This is a genomic window from Mediterraneibacter massiliensis (genome assembly GCF_001487105.1).
Classification (GTDB): Bacteria; Bacillota; Clostridia; order Lachnospirales; family Lachnospiraceae; genus Mediterraneibacter; species Mediterraneibacter massiliensis.
On the sequence record NZ_LN913001.1, the window covers coordinates 145,516 to 160,740 of the forward strand.

Below are 15,225 nucleotides of genomic sequence, written 5' to 3' on the forward strand. Positions count from 1 at the left end.
TCGGTAGTATGCAAAAGTAAGTGATAAAGGAGAAAAAAATGGAAGATAATATTTTTGACAAGGTTCATGAAGTCGATTTAAAAAAGACAATGGAGACTTCTTATATCGACTATGCCATGAGTGTAATTGCTGCTCGTGCGCTTCCCGATGTCAGAGATGGATTAAAACCGGTACAGAGAAGAATTTTGTATTCAATGATAGAGTTGAATAATGGTCCTGATAAACCGCATCGTAAATGTGCTCGTATTGTCGGTGATACAATGGGTAAATATCACCCACATGGGGATAGCTCTATTTATGGTGCTTTGGTTAATCTTGCGCAGGAATGGTCCACTAGGTATCCACTTGTAGACGGACATGGAAATTTTGGCTCTGTGGATGGAGACGGAGCTGCGGCAATGCGTTATACAGAGGCAAGGCTTAGCAAAATATCTATGGAAATGACTGCGGATATTAATAAAGATACAGTAGATTTTGCGCCTAACTTTGATGAAACAGAAAAAGAACCTGTCGTTCTTCCATCAAGATTTCCAAATCTTCTTGTAAATGGAACATCAGGAATAGCAGTAGGAATGGCAACGAATATTCCTCCTCATAATCTGCGGGAGGTGATAGCCGCAGTAGTAAAGATCATTGATGATCAGATAGATGAAAATGGGGAGACTACGATTGAGGATATATTAAAAATTGTAAAAGGACCTGATTTCCCTACAGGAGCAGAGATATTAGGAACAAGAGGAATTGAAGAGGCATATCGCACAGGAAGAGGAAAAATAAGAGTACGCGCTGTCACGAACATTGAACCAATGCAAAATGGAAAAAACAGGATCATTGTGACAGAATTGCCATATATGGTAAATAAAGCGAGATTGATTGAAAAAATTGCTGAATTAGTCAGAGATAAGAGAATAGATGGAATTACAGATCTAAGTGATCAGTCAAGTCGTGAGGGTATGCGTATTTGTATTGAACTGCGAAGAGATGTAAATCCAAATGTTATATTAAATCAGTTGTATAAGCATACACAGCTTCAGGATACATTTGGCGTGATCATGCTGGCTTTGGTAAATAATGAACCAAGGATCATGAATATCCTGGATATGCTGAAATATTATCTGGAACATCAGGAAAATGTTGTTACCAGAAGAACAAAATATGAACTGAATAAAGCTGAAGAAAGAGCTCATATTTTACAGGGATTATTAATTGCTTTAGATCATATTGACGAAGTTATAAAGATCATCAGAGGATCTAAAACCGTTCAAATTGCAAAAGAAGAATTAATGGAAAGATTCGAACTGACAGATGTACAGGCACAGGCGATTGTAGATATGCGTTTGCGTGCGCTGACAGGTTTAGAACGGGAAAAGCTGGAAGCAGAATATGAAGAATTGATGAAAAAAATCGGAGAATTGAAAGCAATTCTTGCAGACAGAAAGATACTTCTTGGCGTCATCAAAAAGGAAATTTTGATTATTTCTGAAAAATATGGAGATGAAAGAAGAACTCATATAGGATATGATGAATTTGATATTTCCATGGAAGATCTCATTCCGAGAGAGAATGTAGTCATTACAATGACAAAATTGGGATATATCAAAAGAATGACGATGGATACCTTTAAGAGCCAGAATAGAGGCGGAAAAGGAATCAAAGGTATGCAGACTCTGGAGGATGATTATATCGAAGAGCTGTTTATCACAACAAGTCATCATTATATTATGTTCTTTACAAACACAGGAAGAGTTTACAGACTGAAGGCATATGAGATACCGGAAGCCGGCAGGACTGCAAGAGGAACAGCGATTATCAATCTGCTTCAATTAATGCCGGATGAAAAGATCACAGCTGTTATTCCTATTTCAGAATATGAAGATGGAAAGTATTTGTTTATGGCAACAGAAAAAGGTCTTGTAAAGAAAACACCTATTATTGACTATGCAAATGTCAGAAAAACCGGTCTTGCGGCTATCACATTACGTGAAGATGACAAGTTGATAGAAGTAAAAGTAACAGATAACGAACAAGATATTATACTTGTTACAAAATATGGTCAGTGTATCCGCTTTAATGAACAGGACGTACGTTCTACAGGAAGAACATCTATGGGTGTGCGTGGAATGAATTTATCTGACAATGATGTTGTTATCGGCATGCAGATGAGCAGTCAGGGAAAATACCTCCTTATCATTTCTGAAAAGGGTATGGGAAAACGTACGGATATGGATGAATTTACAAGACAAAACCGTGGTGGAAAAGGTGTGAAATGTTATAAGATCACTGAGAAGACCGGAAATGTGATCGGTATGAAAGCGGTAGATGAAGATAATGAAATTATGATCATCAATACGGAAGGTATTATAATAAGAATGAAGTGTTCTGATATTTCTGTATATGGAAGAATAACTTCAGGAGTGAAATTAATTAATTTACCAGAAAATGAAACAGTTGCAAGTACAGCAAAAGTAAGGAAAGCTTCTGCAGAAATAGATGGTGAACAAGTAGAAATCTCCGGAGAAGATGAAGAAGAATAAAATTTATTAAGAAATAAAAAAGAGTACTAGATTATTTTTAAATTTAATCTAGTACTCTTTTTTATGGAAATCTTTCCATTTCTTATAAAATAAAGGTTTAAGAATACAGCTTTTTATACATTTTATTCATATATAGTCTTTTCTCTTTGTAAAGAGAAGCATTCATTTTGTCAGGGACATAAAGGACAGATTTTTCTTCTTTTTTTACAGCGTTAAGAGCAGATTGATAATCAGTATAATATCCTAGTCCAATTAAGGCATTGATCAGTCCGCCAAGAGAAGTTTGTTCAGGATTTTTACTTTTTATTAATTCTTTTTGATATACATCTGCCTGTATTTGATTAAAAGCTGAAAAATTAGTCAGTCCTCCGCTTATATGTATTTTATTTGTATATCCTACATAATTTTCCAGAACATCAATATTATTTGCAGTTTCCATAGCAATAGATTCTAATATAGATCTTGCCATGTCTTGTCGGGTAGTTCTCAATGTCAGATTAAGAAAACAACCTGAAGCATCTGCATTCCAATCGGGCGTACCGCGGCCCTGGAAATAAGGAAGAACAGTACAGCCGTTGGAGCCAGGGACAGATTGCAATATATCCTGGTTAATGAGGTCATAATCAGTGGTATCCACATAAAATTGATTTTTAAACCAGTCATATAAAGAACAACAAGAAAGAATACTGGATTCCAGTACATATTTTCCTTTTTCTGCATGAGCGCCGCATATTACATTATCTTCTAAATTATCGGGTACCTTATCACTATAAGCAAGAAGAAATGCCCCAGTGCCTGTTGTAAGTTCCATATCACCTGTTTTTATGATGCCGAGTCCGAGTGCGGCACATTGCTGATCCCCTCCCGCGCTTATGAGTGGAGTTCCCTGCATAATTCCGGTTGCATGAAAGAAGTCTTCAGTAGTAGTACCTAATACTTCACCGGGAGAAATCAAATCGCATAACTTTCCCTTTTCGATTTCAAAAAGTTTAAGAAGCTCATCATCCCATTGTCTTGTTCTTATGTTCATCAAAGAAGAACGGCTTCCATATGTGTGATCCGTTTTGAATTCACCAGTCATCAGTAAAGCAAAATAGTCCGCGACAGTAAGAATTTTATAAGCAGATGCATATATTTCAGGTTGGTTTCGTTTTATCCAGGTCATTTTACTACCTGAAAATACATCATTGATCCGGGCTCCTGTTTTTTCAGAAATTAATTTTTCTGCATGTTTTAATTCATTTCCAATGGAAGTATTTCTCTTATCCATCCACATAATTGCCTGTGACAGAGGAACGGCATTTTTGTCAACAGGAATAACAGTGGAACGTTGACTCGTAAGGGAAAGTCCATCTATATGTATATGATGTTCATTTGTCCATTCAGAAAGATTCTTTCCAATTGCATAGAGATCACATTTCCATTCTTCAGGATCCTTTTCAGCAAAGGTTTCATTGATATACTGCACTTGATAGCGAATTTGGTGCATATGTAAGATTTTTCCACTGTTATTATAGAGAATACCTCTTATACTGGATGTTCCTACATCGATAACGGCTATATTCATGATGTTCCTCCTAAATTATATCTTTAAGATAATGATGAGATAAGTAGTTTTGTGAAAAAGTAAAAAGTTATTTTAACTTATTATTAATTTATCATATTTGTTCATAAAAAAACAATAATAATCGTAAAATAATATTTATTTTAGGAATAATAAATATTTTTTTGTATCAAAAAATAGATATAGTGCACAAAAAATAAAAATTATATGATTAAAATAGAACATATAATATATGATTTACTAGATGGATCATAGTATTTAGAAAAAAATAAGTTTTGATATAATTTTTTGAATTATAGGATAATTGTACAATTTATAATTTGTTTTTTTGTATGGTTTAACTAAAATAAAATTTGTTATTGATTTTTTTAGATACGTAGTATAACATAATGTACAGAAAGAAATTTATATAAAATGTTTTAAGGATTGTAACTCTCTGAGGCATTACCTTTTAGTAAAGGATATGCAGAGGGTTTTTTTATTTATAAAGGAGAATAGTATGTTTGAATTTTTAAAAAAGAAAAAGACTCAAATTGTATCTCCAGTATGTGGAAAATGTATTCCAATCACAGAGGTACCTGATGCAGTTTTTTCTGAAAAAATATTAGGAGATGGATTTGCAGTAATTCCATCGGGGGATATAATTGTATCTCCGGCAGATGGAGAAATTATTACATTGGCGGATACAAAACATGCAGTAGGAATTAAAACAAAAGATGATATAAATATACTTTTGCATGTAGGACTAGATACAGTAAAATTAAAAGGAACAGGTTTTCAGTGTTTTGTGAAACAAGGAGAAAAAGTGAAAGCGGGAACACCTCTTATACATGTAGATTATGCAGAAATAGAAAAAACAAATATAAATCTTACAACAGTTGTCGTATTTACAGAAGGTTATGACGGTGCAATAAAATTAAACTGCTGTGGAAAAGATGTAAAAGCCGGAGAAGTATTAATTTCCTGAGAAGGAGGAGTTTCATGAGAATTACAAAAAAGATTAACAATAATGTAGCAGTTGGTCTTGACAGTAATGGAAATGAAATAGTGGTGTTTGGCAAAGGAATTGGATTTCCTGAAATGCCATATGAATTAAAGGATCTTTCAAAGATAGACAGAACTTATTATAATATCGATCACAAATATTATAAACTTTTAAATGAAGTTTCTGAAGAAGTATTTTTCTTTGTTAATAAATTGTTGAACATAGCAAAGAAAGAAATAGATGGAGATTTGAATCCAAATCTTGTTTTTGTTCTTTCAGATCATATTAATTTTGCAATTATAAGAAACAGAAAAAATATGGATATACCTCTTCCATATTCATACGAATTAGAATATGAATATCCTAAGCTGACAAAAATAGCAGCCTGGTTTGTAAAAAAAATAAATGAAAGAATGCATACAACTTTGGAAAAGGGGGAGATAACTAGTATTACCATGCATTTTTTAAATGCATTGGAAGGAGAAAGAATAAAAGAAAATATTCGAGATGAATCTGATCATATTGCCAGTATTATCAAGAATATTACTAGTATTATAGAAAATTTTTATGACATGAATATAGATAAACGGAGTTTTTATTATTTCCGTTTTAAGAACCATATAAAATTTTTTGTACAAAGGCAGAGAATAGAAGAAAATATTCTGGATGGAGGAGATGAATTATTCGAAGAAATAAAACAAACTTATCCAAAGGTATTTGAATGTGTAATGAAAGTGGATACGTATCTGGTAGAAGAATTTAAGAAACATTGTTCAAAAAAAGAATTGTTATATTTAATGCTTCATATTCAACAATTATATACAAAAGAGGATTGTAACCGAAAGGGCATTACCCCAAAAAAATAGCTTGGCTGTTTTTTTGGGGTTTTCTGCTAAAATGAAACATGCTTGCGCGCGGCATGGTTTATATAAAAAGCAAAAGAAAAGGAGGAAGGAGAATGAATAAAGAGAAAAGGATTGCTGAACAAGTATTGAGACTTGTCGGGGGGAAAGAAAATATCAGTCATGTTTTTCATTGTATGACAAGGCTGAGGTTTAATTTAAAAGATAATGGATTGGCTAACCTAGAAAAAATAAAAGAAGTAGAAGGTGTTTATGGGGTACAGGTAGCAGAGGGAGAGATACAAGTTATTATTGGAGCAGGTGTAAATTCTGTATATAATGCTGTTTTAGATTTGACTGGTCTGGAAGAGACAGAAAGTATAGATGAAAATTTAGATAGCATGTTAACAGAGAATAAACAAAAGAAAAATATAAAATGGTTCATTAATGGCATCTTTAGTATATTTTCTTCTTGTTTGTCACCGCTAGTGCCATTATTTGTTGTGATAGGCATTTTTAATATGATCGCTGTATTGATTGGTCCTCAGTTTTTAAATTTAGTAGGGGAAGAATCGGATATTTATAGAAATTTCTATTGGGTTGGACAGACAATTCTTTATTTTTTACCTGTATTGGTTGGATATACGGCGTCGCGAAAATTTGGCTCTAATACATTGATCACAATGGTAATTGCGTGTATGTTGATATATCCAAATTTTGTAAGCCTTGTTGGCGAAGGGGGTTCCTATACGGTTTATGGGATTCCTGCCGCTGCAATAGAATATAGTAGTTCACTGATTCCTATAATTTTGATTGCATGGATACAGAAATATATTGAAAAGTTTCTTAATAAATATATACCTGATGTAATAAAAGTTATTTTAATTCCATGCGGAACGATTGCGATTATGCTGCCTTTAAGTTTTTGTATTTTAGGACCAATAGGAAATTATTTGGGAGTAGGTCTTGGAAATTTGATTTTCGGATTATATGATATAGCAGGTCCTTTGGAAACAATGCTATTTGGTGCGTTTTGTGTGATTTTGACGGGAACAGGTATTTCACGACCTATTTTCTTTATTGCAATGACAACACTATTTGCGGCGGGGCAGGAAAGAGCAGTTATGCCGATTGCAATGGTAGTAAATAATTTTATTGTAATGGGACTTGATTTAGGATACATAATCAAAACAAAATCTGCGAAAAAGAAACAATTTGGTATTACGTGTTTTATTTCCTCTATCTTGGGAGGTGTAAGTGAACCATCGATTTTTGGAATTATTTTCAACAACAAAAGAGCGATGCTTACAACCATTATTTCGGGGGCAGTATCAGGTCTTTATCTTGGCATTATGAATGTAACTTATTATTCATTTGGTCCAAGTAATATTTTAGGAGTAGTTGGTTTCTTTGGAGGAACACAGATGAATTTTATTCATGGATGCATTGCTGCCGGGATTGGTTTCATTGCGGCTCTTATAGTAATGTTGTTAATTTATCGTGATGAAAAAAGTGAATAAATAAAAAATATATGGAGGTATGAAAAATGAAAGAGAGAAATATGATTTTAGCAAATATTGGTTCAGGATCTTCTTATCTGCCAGATATAGCAGAAATGCTGATTGAAAGAAGAGATAAAATGCCAATAAAGGAATGGAGATTAATGGATATTGATGAATATCGACTTAACTGCACAGGTAAGTATGTACAGAAAATGTTTGAAGATGCAAATATGCCAACAAAGATAGTATTGACAAATAATTTAGAAGAAGCTGTACAAAACTGTGATTTTGTTATTTGTACAATTCGTCCTGGAAAATCAGATGCTAGGAACCTGGATGAGACAATCCCTTTTAAACACGGACTGATAGGGCAAGAAACAACAGCTCCCGGTGGAATGATAATGGGATTTAAGAGCATTCCGCCTATTTTGGAAATTGCTAGAGCAATTGAAGAGTATGCAAAAAAATCGTGTTATCTGATAAATCTTGCGAATCCGTCTGGTATGATTGCAGAGGCGTTAAATCGTTATTCTAATATTAAATATGCTGGATTATGTAATGGGCCTACTGTTATTCGTACAGCAATGAAAGAAATTTATGGACAGGAAAATTCGGAGGATGTATTTGTAGAGGTTATAGGATTAAACCATTTGATCTGGTGTAAAGTTTTTGTGAAAGGAGAAGATGTAACAGATGAAGCATTTGAAAAACTGTTAGAATGGTCGGCAGAAAATATTCCCGCACTGCGGAAAGAATTTGTAGAACCTGCATTAGAAAAATTTATTGGATATATTCCAATGGGACCATATCTTGAATTTTATTATGATTTTCCGAACAGTTTTAAAGACTTGCAGGATTATTCGGGAAACCATTGGGCATCCATGCTGGCACATGTACAAAAACAGGTAGGCGATGTGCTGGATGATTTAGTAATGCCTGAGCATGCGACCAGAGCAGAATGTGTAAAAATTGTAGAAAAACGTACATTTGAATTATATGATAAATTAGATCCTAGAGCTTATCCGTTAGCTGCAAATACCCGGGGAGGAAAAGGATATGGAGAAGCTGGAATTACATTGATCAACGCTATTTGGAACAATACAAATGAAATATTCAGCCCTGATGTAGCAAGTATGGGATGTATTCAAGAATTTGATCCAAACTGTGTATGCACGACAACTTCTTTAGTAAATGCAGCCGGAATTCATCCTATATGTTTTCCAAAACTTCCAGGCCATATGATGAGCAAAATATATGCAGCTAAAGAGTATGAAAAATTGGCGGTAGAAGCGGCAGTTACAGGAAGTTACCATGCAGCTTTGGAAGCTTTGGTTGCAAATCCTCTGGTAAATTCTTACTATAATGCAAAAAGTGCATTAAATGAATTGCTTATTTTAGAAAAGGAATATCTTCCGCAGTTTAAAGATGTAATTGAAGCATTAGAAAAAGGACAAGAGCCATTAAATTAGTTTTTAAAATATAGAGCATAATGAAGACAGACATGGAATAAGATATATTATAAATTTGAAAAGAGGTTATCATAAATGGAAAACAGACTTATTTCTGCTGTAGTAAATTTCCTTGTACGTGCAGTGATTGGCATGGCATTGATTTTTTTCATTAATCAGTTTGTTCTTCCGGATGAAAATTCAATGAATGTAGGATTGAATACACTCTCTTTTTTGACAACTGGAAGCCTTGGTATTCCTGGTGTCTGTCTTCTTTATGGTATTTTATTTTATCAGACTTTGTAAGTATTTCACAAAATCCTGCAAATTTTAATTTACGTCTGGACAAAGAAAAAATAGACGTTTATAATTCGATTTACACACCAGATATCAATCTGGTTTTCCATTTACTTAATAGTTTATTGTAAATGGTCTGCGGAATGGATATATACATATCTGTTCGTCATATATTCTATTCAAGCTGCAGGTTCGCAGCAAATTTTCAGTTTTTATTTATACAGAGGGGATAAAACTAAATAAGAAAGGAGGATGGCAGTGTATTCAGGTCATTTTGTAATATGTGACCCTGACAAAGAGTATTCTGAAAATCTGATGAAGTTTATATCTGAAATGGAAAAAATAGATCTGCAATTTCAGATTTTTCATGAAGAAGAAAGCCTTATGTCTTTTTCTAAACGCAAGCCTATTGATATTCTTTTGATAGCAGAGGAGTATGATCAAGACGGTAAATTTGAAAAAATTACAGAAAATAAATTTGTGCTGACTAAAAATGAGCAGGATAAGAGAACCGATCAAAAAAGAATCTATAGATATCAGTCTGCGGAGAACATCATAAAAATTTTATTTGAAGATGCAGAACAAGATAAAAAGGATAACAAAGATATTTTATCAATAAGGAAAAAACAAGATACAGACAGAATAATAAGGAGAAAAGGTCTGATAGGGATCTACTCGCCTGTGCACAGAATCGGGAAAACGAAGTTTGCGATCCAGCTGGGGATAAAATCAGCAAAGTATGTTCCAACGCTTTATTTGAATCTAGAAGAGTATCCTGCAAGTGGATTGTATTATCCAGATCAAAAAGAGAAAAATATCGGTGATTTATTATTTTATGCAGGACAGAATACAGAAAATTTAGGGTTTCGCATTAATACGATTGCAGGACAAATAGAAAATTTAGATTATATTATGCCAATACCGATCCTACAAGATTTAAGACAAGTAAAAGTCGATGAATGGCTAAATCTGTTTGAACAGATATTAAAAAAATGTATTTATGAAACAATTATATTAGATTTGAGTGATAGTGTGGATGGATTATATACAATTCTACAAAATTGTTCTGTCATATATACACATTATGCAGAGGAACCAACTTCAGAGGAAAAAGTAAGACAGTATGAACAAAATATCAAACGTATGGAGATGGAAGCAATATTAGAACATACGATACGCAAAAAGGTTACAAGAAGGAATAAAAATCTTACAACAGACAGAAAAGAAGGCATGAAAAATGATTAACACGGAATGGATATATGCAAAAATGATGCTTCAGATGGATATGTCGAAAGAGATACAGGATGAAGAACTGGAACGGATGATTCAAGAGGTATTGGAAGAGGTTGGAAAACAAGAATATATTCCGCTTAATGAAAAAATACAGATCAGCCGTGAATTATTTAATGCATTTCGCAGACTGGATATTTTACAGGAATTAATTGAAGATGACACAATCACAGAAATCATGGTAAATGGCACAGAAAATATATTTTTTGAAAAAGAAGGAAAGATATTTCGTTCGGATAAAAGATTTTTTTCTTTAGAAAAACTGCAGGATGTCATTCAGCAGATCGTATCTGGAACAAACCGTTATGTAAATGAATCTTCCCCTATTGTAGATACAAGACTGGAGGATGGATCGCGTGTCAATGTAGTATTAAAACCGGTAGCTTTGAATGGACCGATCATGACGATCCGGAAATTTCCGAAAGAGGCGATAACCATAAAACAGCTGATACAATTTGGAAGTATTACAAAAGAAGCTGCTGAATTTTTAAAGATACTTGTAGAAGCAAAATATAATATTTTTGTCAGTGGAGGTACTGGTGCGGGAAAAACGACATTTTTAAATGCTTTATCAGATTTTATACCAAAAGAAGAACGGATCATCACGATTGAGGATAATGCAGAACTCCAGATAAAAGGAGTGGATAATCTAGTACGCTTAGAGGCAAGAAATGCAAATTTGGAAGGTGATGGAGCAGTTACGATCCGTGATTTGATCAAATCTGCTCTTAGAATGAGGCCGGATAGAATTATCGTAGGTGAAGTTAGAGGAGAGGAAACAGTAGATATGATCTCATCAGCAATGTTAAACGGACACAGTGGTTCTATGTCAACAGGACATGCCAATAATCCTGCGGATATGTTGAAACGTTTGGAGACAATGATGCTGATGGGGATCGAATTGCCCTTTGTGGCAATTCAAAGACAGATTGCTTCTGCGTTGGATATTATCATTCATTTGGGAAGATTGCGGGACAAAAGCAGAAAAGTATTGGAGATAGCAGAAGTGATGGAATACGAGCAAGGAGATATTAAACTAAGAACATTATATGAATTTCAAGAGGAGGGAATGAAAAATGGGAAAATTCAAGGCAGGCTTATGAAGGCAGAGGAACTTAAATATACAGAAAAACTGCTGGCTGCAGGATATAAAAGGAATTGAGTATGCTGCTGGCATCGGAAAAGGAATCCTCATTTTTTCAGGAATTTCTTATGCATTTTATGAATCATGGAAAGCTTTTTTTCTTTTACTGCCTATTTTTATATTTTATATGAAAGATTGGACAGAGTCATACATTCATAAAAAAGAATTAGAATTTAGAAATCAGTTCAAAGACAGTATACAAATAATGGCGGCTACATTAAAAGCCGGATATTCTGTAGAAAATGCAATCCGTGAGACGTATGAAGATTTAAAAGTTCTATATAAAAAAGACAGTCGTATTTTAAAAGAATATGAACAGATGATATATAAATTAAATATAAATAGAACAGCTGAACAAGTATTAGAAGAATTTTCTGAAAATGTAAAACAGGAGGATGTTCGGAATTTTATTACCGTATTTTCCGCGGCAAAAAGAAGCGGAGGCGATAGTATATCCATTATATACAATTCCATAAAAATAATCAGTGAAAAAATAGAAACAGAAAAAGAAATCCAGACATTATTAGCTTCTAAAAAAATGGAGTTTAGAATCATGTGTTTTATCCCATTTTGTATCATATGCTATTTGAAATTGACATTTGGAGAATTTTTATCTGTTTTATATGGGAATACGGCAGGGGGTTTTGTCATGAGTGTATGTTTGTTCTTTTATATGATTGCTTATCAGATGGGAAAAAGAATTATACAGATAGAGGTTTGATCATTGAAAAGAGAAAAAAAGAAAAAATCTGTCCATATAAAAGTTTGCTTTATCGTTTTTATGTCATTCGTGGTTTCGGGATGTATTTGGTTTACAGATAATAGAAAATCATTAGAAAAAGATGAAAAGGGAGAGGTAATCCTGCAGAGAAATGATCATGGTGAGGGCGATAAAAAAGAGTCATTGAATTTTCAGACAGACGGTATAAATGAGACGATAGAAATTACTGTAGAAGAAAAAGAATATGATGAAGAACAGTTAAAGAAAGTTTTTGAGCAGGCACAAAAAAAACTAGAGACTTACATATTAGGAGAAAATGAAAGTCTTTCGGAAGTACGTTCTGATTTAAATCTAATTACAGAAATTCCAGAAAACAATATCAAAGTATCTTGGGAACTTGATGATTATTCTATCATGGATGTACAGGGAAATCTTAAAGCAGAAAACGTAAGTGATGAAGGGACACTGCTGGGACTTAAGGCATTATTGACATATAAAGAAGAAAGTAGACTTTATGAATTTTACGTACATGTTTTTCCACCTAAGAGAACAAAAGAACAAAAAACAGCAGATAAGATAAAAACTTTAATATATGACGCAGATAAAGAAACAAAAGAAAAAGAATACTTGGTTTTACCTAAGGAAATAGAAGGAAAAGAAATTAAGTGGAGCTATCCTTTGAATTACAGAGCAGTAGAAATTTTAATTTTAAGTCTGCTGATGGCAGTACTTTTCTATTTTGCTGAAAAACAAAAGATCGTCAAAGAACAAAAAAAGAAAAAAATGGAACTGCAAATAGATTATCCTCAAATTATCAACAGTCTGGTTCTGTATATGGGCGCAGGAATGACAATACGGGCAGCATGGTTCAAAACCGCAGAAGAATATAAGAATGACAGAGAAAAAATAGGAAAAAGAGCAGCTTATGAAGAAATGATACATGCAATGTATGAAATGCAGACAGGAAAGACAGAAAGAGAATGTTATGAAGATTTTGGAAGCAGATGTGATATTTCTTCTTATAGGAAACTTTCCGCAATACTTTCACAGAATCTCCAAAAAGGTTCAAAGGGACTAACAGAACTTTTAAAAATAGAAGCGGCAGATGCATTTGAGGAACGTAAAAATCTGGCACGAAAAGCAGGGGAAGAAGCGGGAACTAAACTATTAATTCCTATGTTTATCATGCTGGCAGTTGTGATGGCAATCATGATAGTACCTGCATTTTTTTCTATTCAGATTTCATAAAGGGGAAGTATCAAGGCAGTTATAAATGAAAGGAGAGAGTATAGAATGAAAAAAATAAAGAAAAAGATAGATGCTATGCTGATCAAGCGTAAATGTGTGTCTGGTGTGACGGTAATAGAAATGGTATTAATTTTAGTCATTATTATAGCACTTTTATTAATTTTTAAATCACAGCTTATCAGTCTGATTAATACAATATTTGATAAGGTGACGAGTGAAAGTGCAGGAATCTGATATGTTTAAGGGAGAAATAACTGCCTTTTTAAGTCTGATATTTGTACTTCTTATTTCATTTGTCATGGGAACAATGGAATCGGCAGTTATACAGCAGCAAAAGAGTCAGAGTAGATTAGATACGGATGCGGCATTGTATTCTGTTTTTGGAGAATATCAGAAAGAGCTTTTTGAAGAATATCAGATTTTTGGATTAGAAGGGAGTTATGAAACTGGAGATTTTTCAGAGCAGGCTATGATAAATCGCTTACATTATTATGGGACGGAAAATATACACCATGAAGTAGAAGGAATTCAATTTCTGACAGATAACAAAGGACAGGCTTTTAGAGAGCAGGTAATTACATATATGGAACAAAAGAATGGAATAGCAGCGGTAAAAGAAATTATAGATATGGCAGAAACATGGGAAGAACAGGAGATAGAAGGAGAAAAAGCGGGCAAAAAAGAAGAAAATCTATTAAATGATTATCAGGAATTGTTTCCGGAAGGAGAAGAGATTCCTGATCTAGGGGATGAAAATCCCTTTGTCTGTATAGAAGAAATAAATAAATCTGGCATTTTGGTTATGGTACTTCCTGAAGAATTTTCGCTGTCAGGAAAAAATGTGGATTTAAGTATTATGTCGTCCTACAGAGGATTAATGACAGGAAAGGGGAAATTTCCGGCAAGGCAGAATATGGACGGGATAGAAGAAAAACTGCTTTTTTCTGAGTATATATTGGAAAAATTTCAAAATGCAATGTCGGAGGAAGAAAAAGACCGTTCTCTTTCTTATGAAATAGAATATATTTTATCCGGAAAGGAAAGCGATGAGAAAAATCTGGAGAGCATTGTACAGAAAATTTTTCTTATACGGCTGGGTATTAATTATTTATATTTACTTACAGATACCGGGAAACAGGCGGAAGCGGCAGCCCTGGCATTGACAATCTCAACATTGTTAGCGATTCCTTGGGCAGAAGAAGCTGTAAAACAATTGATTTTGATTGCCTGGGCAGCGGGGGAAAGCATTATGGATTTAAGAACAGTATTATCCGGTGGAAGAGTTGCTCTTGTAAAAACGGCAGAAAATTGGCAGCTGTCTTTATCAGGTCTGATGACTTTGGGGACAGATTCGGATTCTTTGGAAGGTGCAGATTCTAAAGAGGGTTTTTCTTATGAAGATTATCTGAGAGTACTTCTTTTTTTACAGGACAGTGGAGAAAGCGCCATAAGATGTCTTGACCGAATAGAACAAAATTTAATTTATGAACGTGATCTTGCTTTTTTTCGCTTAGATTTTTGTATTACTAAAATAAAATTAAGAAACCAAGCCAGGGTTGGCGGAAATTTTACATATGATTTTCCGGTATATTTTGGTTATGAATAAAAAGCAGAGAAATGCCTTTGGTTCTGACACAGATACCCTTTCCT

At 33.7% G+C, this 15,225-nt stretch carries 13 protein-coding genes; 12 read left to right on the plus strand and 1 reads right to left on the minus strand.

From position 1 onward, the window contains the following. The first annotated feature begins 38 nt into the window (after window positions 1–38). Window positions 39–2,534 carry a DNA gyrase subunit A gene (gene gyrA, locus BN3282_RS04950; protein WP_059067106.1) on the plus strand — a complete coding sequence of 832 codons (2,496 nt, stop codon included), beginning with the start codon at window positions 39–41 and terminating at the stop codon, window positions 2,532–2,534. A gap of 97 nt (window positions 2,535–2,631) precedes the next feature. On the opposite strand, the gene BN3282_RS04955 is transcribed toward gyrA, so the two are convergent. Continuing rightward, window positions 2,632–4,101: an FGGY-family carbohydrate kinase gene (locus BN3282_RS04955; RefSeq protein WP_059067108.1), complete on the minus strand. Its 1,470-nt coding sequence runs from the start codon at window positions 4,099–4,101 to the stop codon at window positions 2,632–2,634. 496 nt (window positions 4,102–4,597) lie between these two features. On the opposite strand from BN3282_RS04955, the gene BN3282_RS04960 reads away from it, so the two are divergent. The 11 genes from BN3282_RS04960 (at window position 4,598) to BN3282_RS05010 (ending at window position 15,181) form a co-directional block, all read left to right on the plus strand. Beyond that, on the plus strand, window positions 4,598–5,065 hold the full coding sequence (locus BN3282_RS04960) for a PTS sugar transporter subunit IIA (protein ID WP_059067110.1): 468 nt from the start codon (window positions 4,598–4,600) through the stop codon (window positions 5,063–5,065). A 14-nt stretch (window positions 5,066–5,079) separates the two neighbouring features. Beyond that, a complete protein-coding gene (locus tag BN3282_RS04965) occupies window positions 5,080–5,949 on the plus strand; it encodes a PRD domain-containing protein (RefSeq protein ID WP_059067112.1) in 870 nt (289 codons plus the stop codon). A gap of 92 nt (window positions 5,950–6,041) precedes the next feature. Then, window positions 6,042–7,445: a PTS transporter subunit EIIC gene (locus BN3282_RS04970; RefSeq protein WP_059067114.1), complete on the plus strand. Its 1,404-nt coding sequence runs from the start codon at window positions 6,042–6,044 to the stop codon at window positions 7,443–7,445. Between the two features lie 26 nt (window positions 7,446–7,471). Further along, window positions 7,472–8,896 carry a family 4 glycosyl hydrolase gene (locus BN3282_RS04975; protein WP_059067116.1) on the plus strand — a complete coding sequence of 475 codons (1,425 nt, stop codon included), beginning with the start codon at window positions 7,472–7,474 and terminating at the stop codon, window positions 8,894–8,896. Window positions 8,897–8,971: 75 nt separating this feature from the next. Next, window positions 8,972–9,181: a pro-sigmaK processing inhibitor BofA family protein gene (locus BN3282_RS04980; protein WP_059067118.1), complete on the plus strand. Its 210-nt coding sequence runs from the start codon at window positions 8,972–8,974 to the stop codon at window positions 9,179–9,181. 411 nt (window positions 9,182–9,592) lie between these two features. After that, window positions 9,593–10,417, plus strand: coding sequence for a P-loop NTPase family protein (locus BN3282_RS04985; RefSeq protein ID WP_205408526.1), 825 nt, complete (start codon window positions 9,593–9,595; stop codon window positions 10,415–10,417). Beyond that, on the plus strand, window positions 10,410–11,624 hold the full coding sequence (locus BN3282_RS04990; protein ID WP_059067123.1) for a TadA family conjugal transfer-associated ATPase: 1,215 nt from the start codon (window positions 10,410–10,412) through the stop codon (window positions 11,622–11,624). Before BN3282_RS04985 ends, BN3282_RS04990 begins: the two co-directional genes overlap by 8 nt. 109 nt (window positions 11,625–11,733) lie before the next feature. Beyond that, window positions 11,734–12,327, plus strand: a complete 594-nt coding sequence (locus BN3282_RS04995) for a type II secretion system F family protein (protein ID WP_205408527.1) — start codon at window positions 11,734–11,736, stop codon at window positions 12,325–12,327. A gap of 3 nt (window positions 12,328–12,330) precedes the next feature. Next, window positions 12,331–13,575 (plus strand): hypothetical protein, encoded by a 1,245-nt coding sequence (locus BN3282_RS05000; RefSeq protein ID WP_059067127.1) that lies wholly within the window; start codon window positions 12,331–12,333, stop codon window positions 13,573–13,575. A 45-nt stretch (window positions 13,576–13,620) separates the two neighbouring features. Then, entirely contained in the window at window positions 13,621–13,809 is a 189-nt protein-coding gene (locus tag BN3282_RS05005; protein WP_059067129.1) for a Flp1 family type IVb pilin, read from the plus strand. 1 nt (window position 13,810) lies between these two features. After that, entirely contained in the window at window positions 13,811–15,181 is a 1,371-nt protein-coding gene (locus tag BN3282_RS05010; RefSeq protein WP_059067131.1) for a DUF5702 domain-containing protein, read from the plus strand. Window positions 15,182–15,225 lie beyond the last annotated feature (44 nt).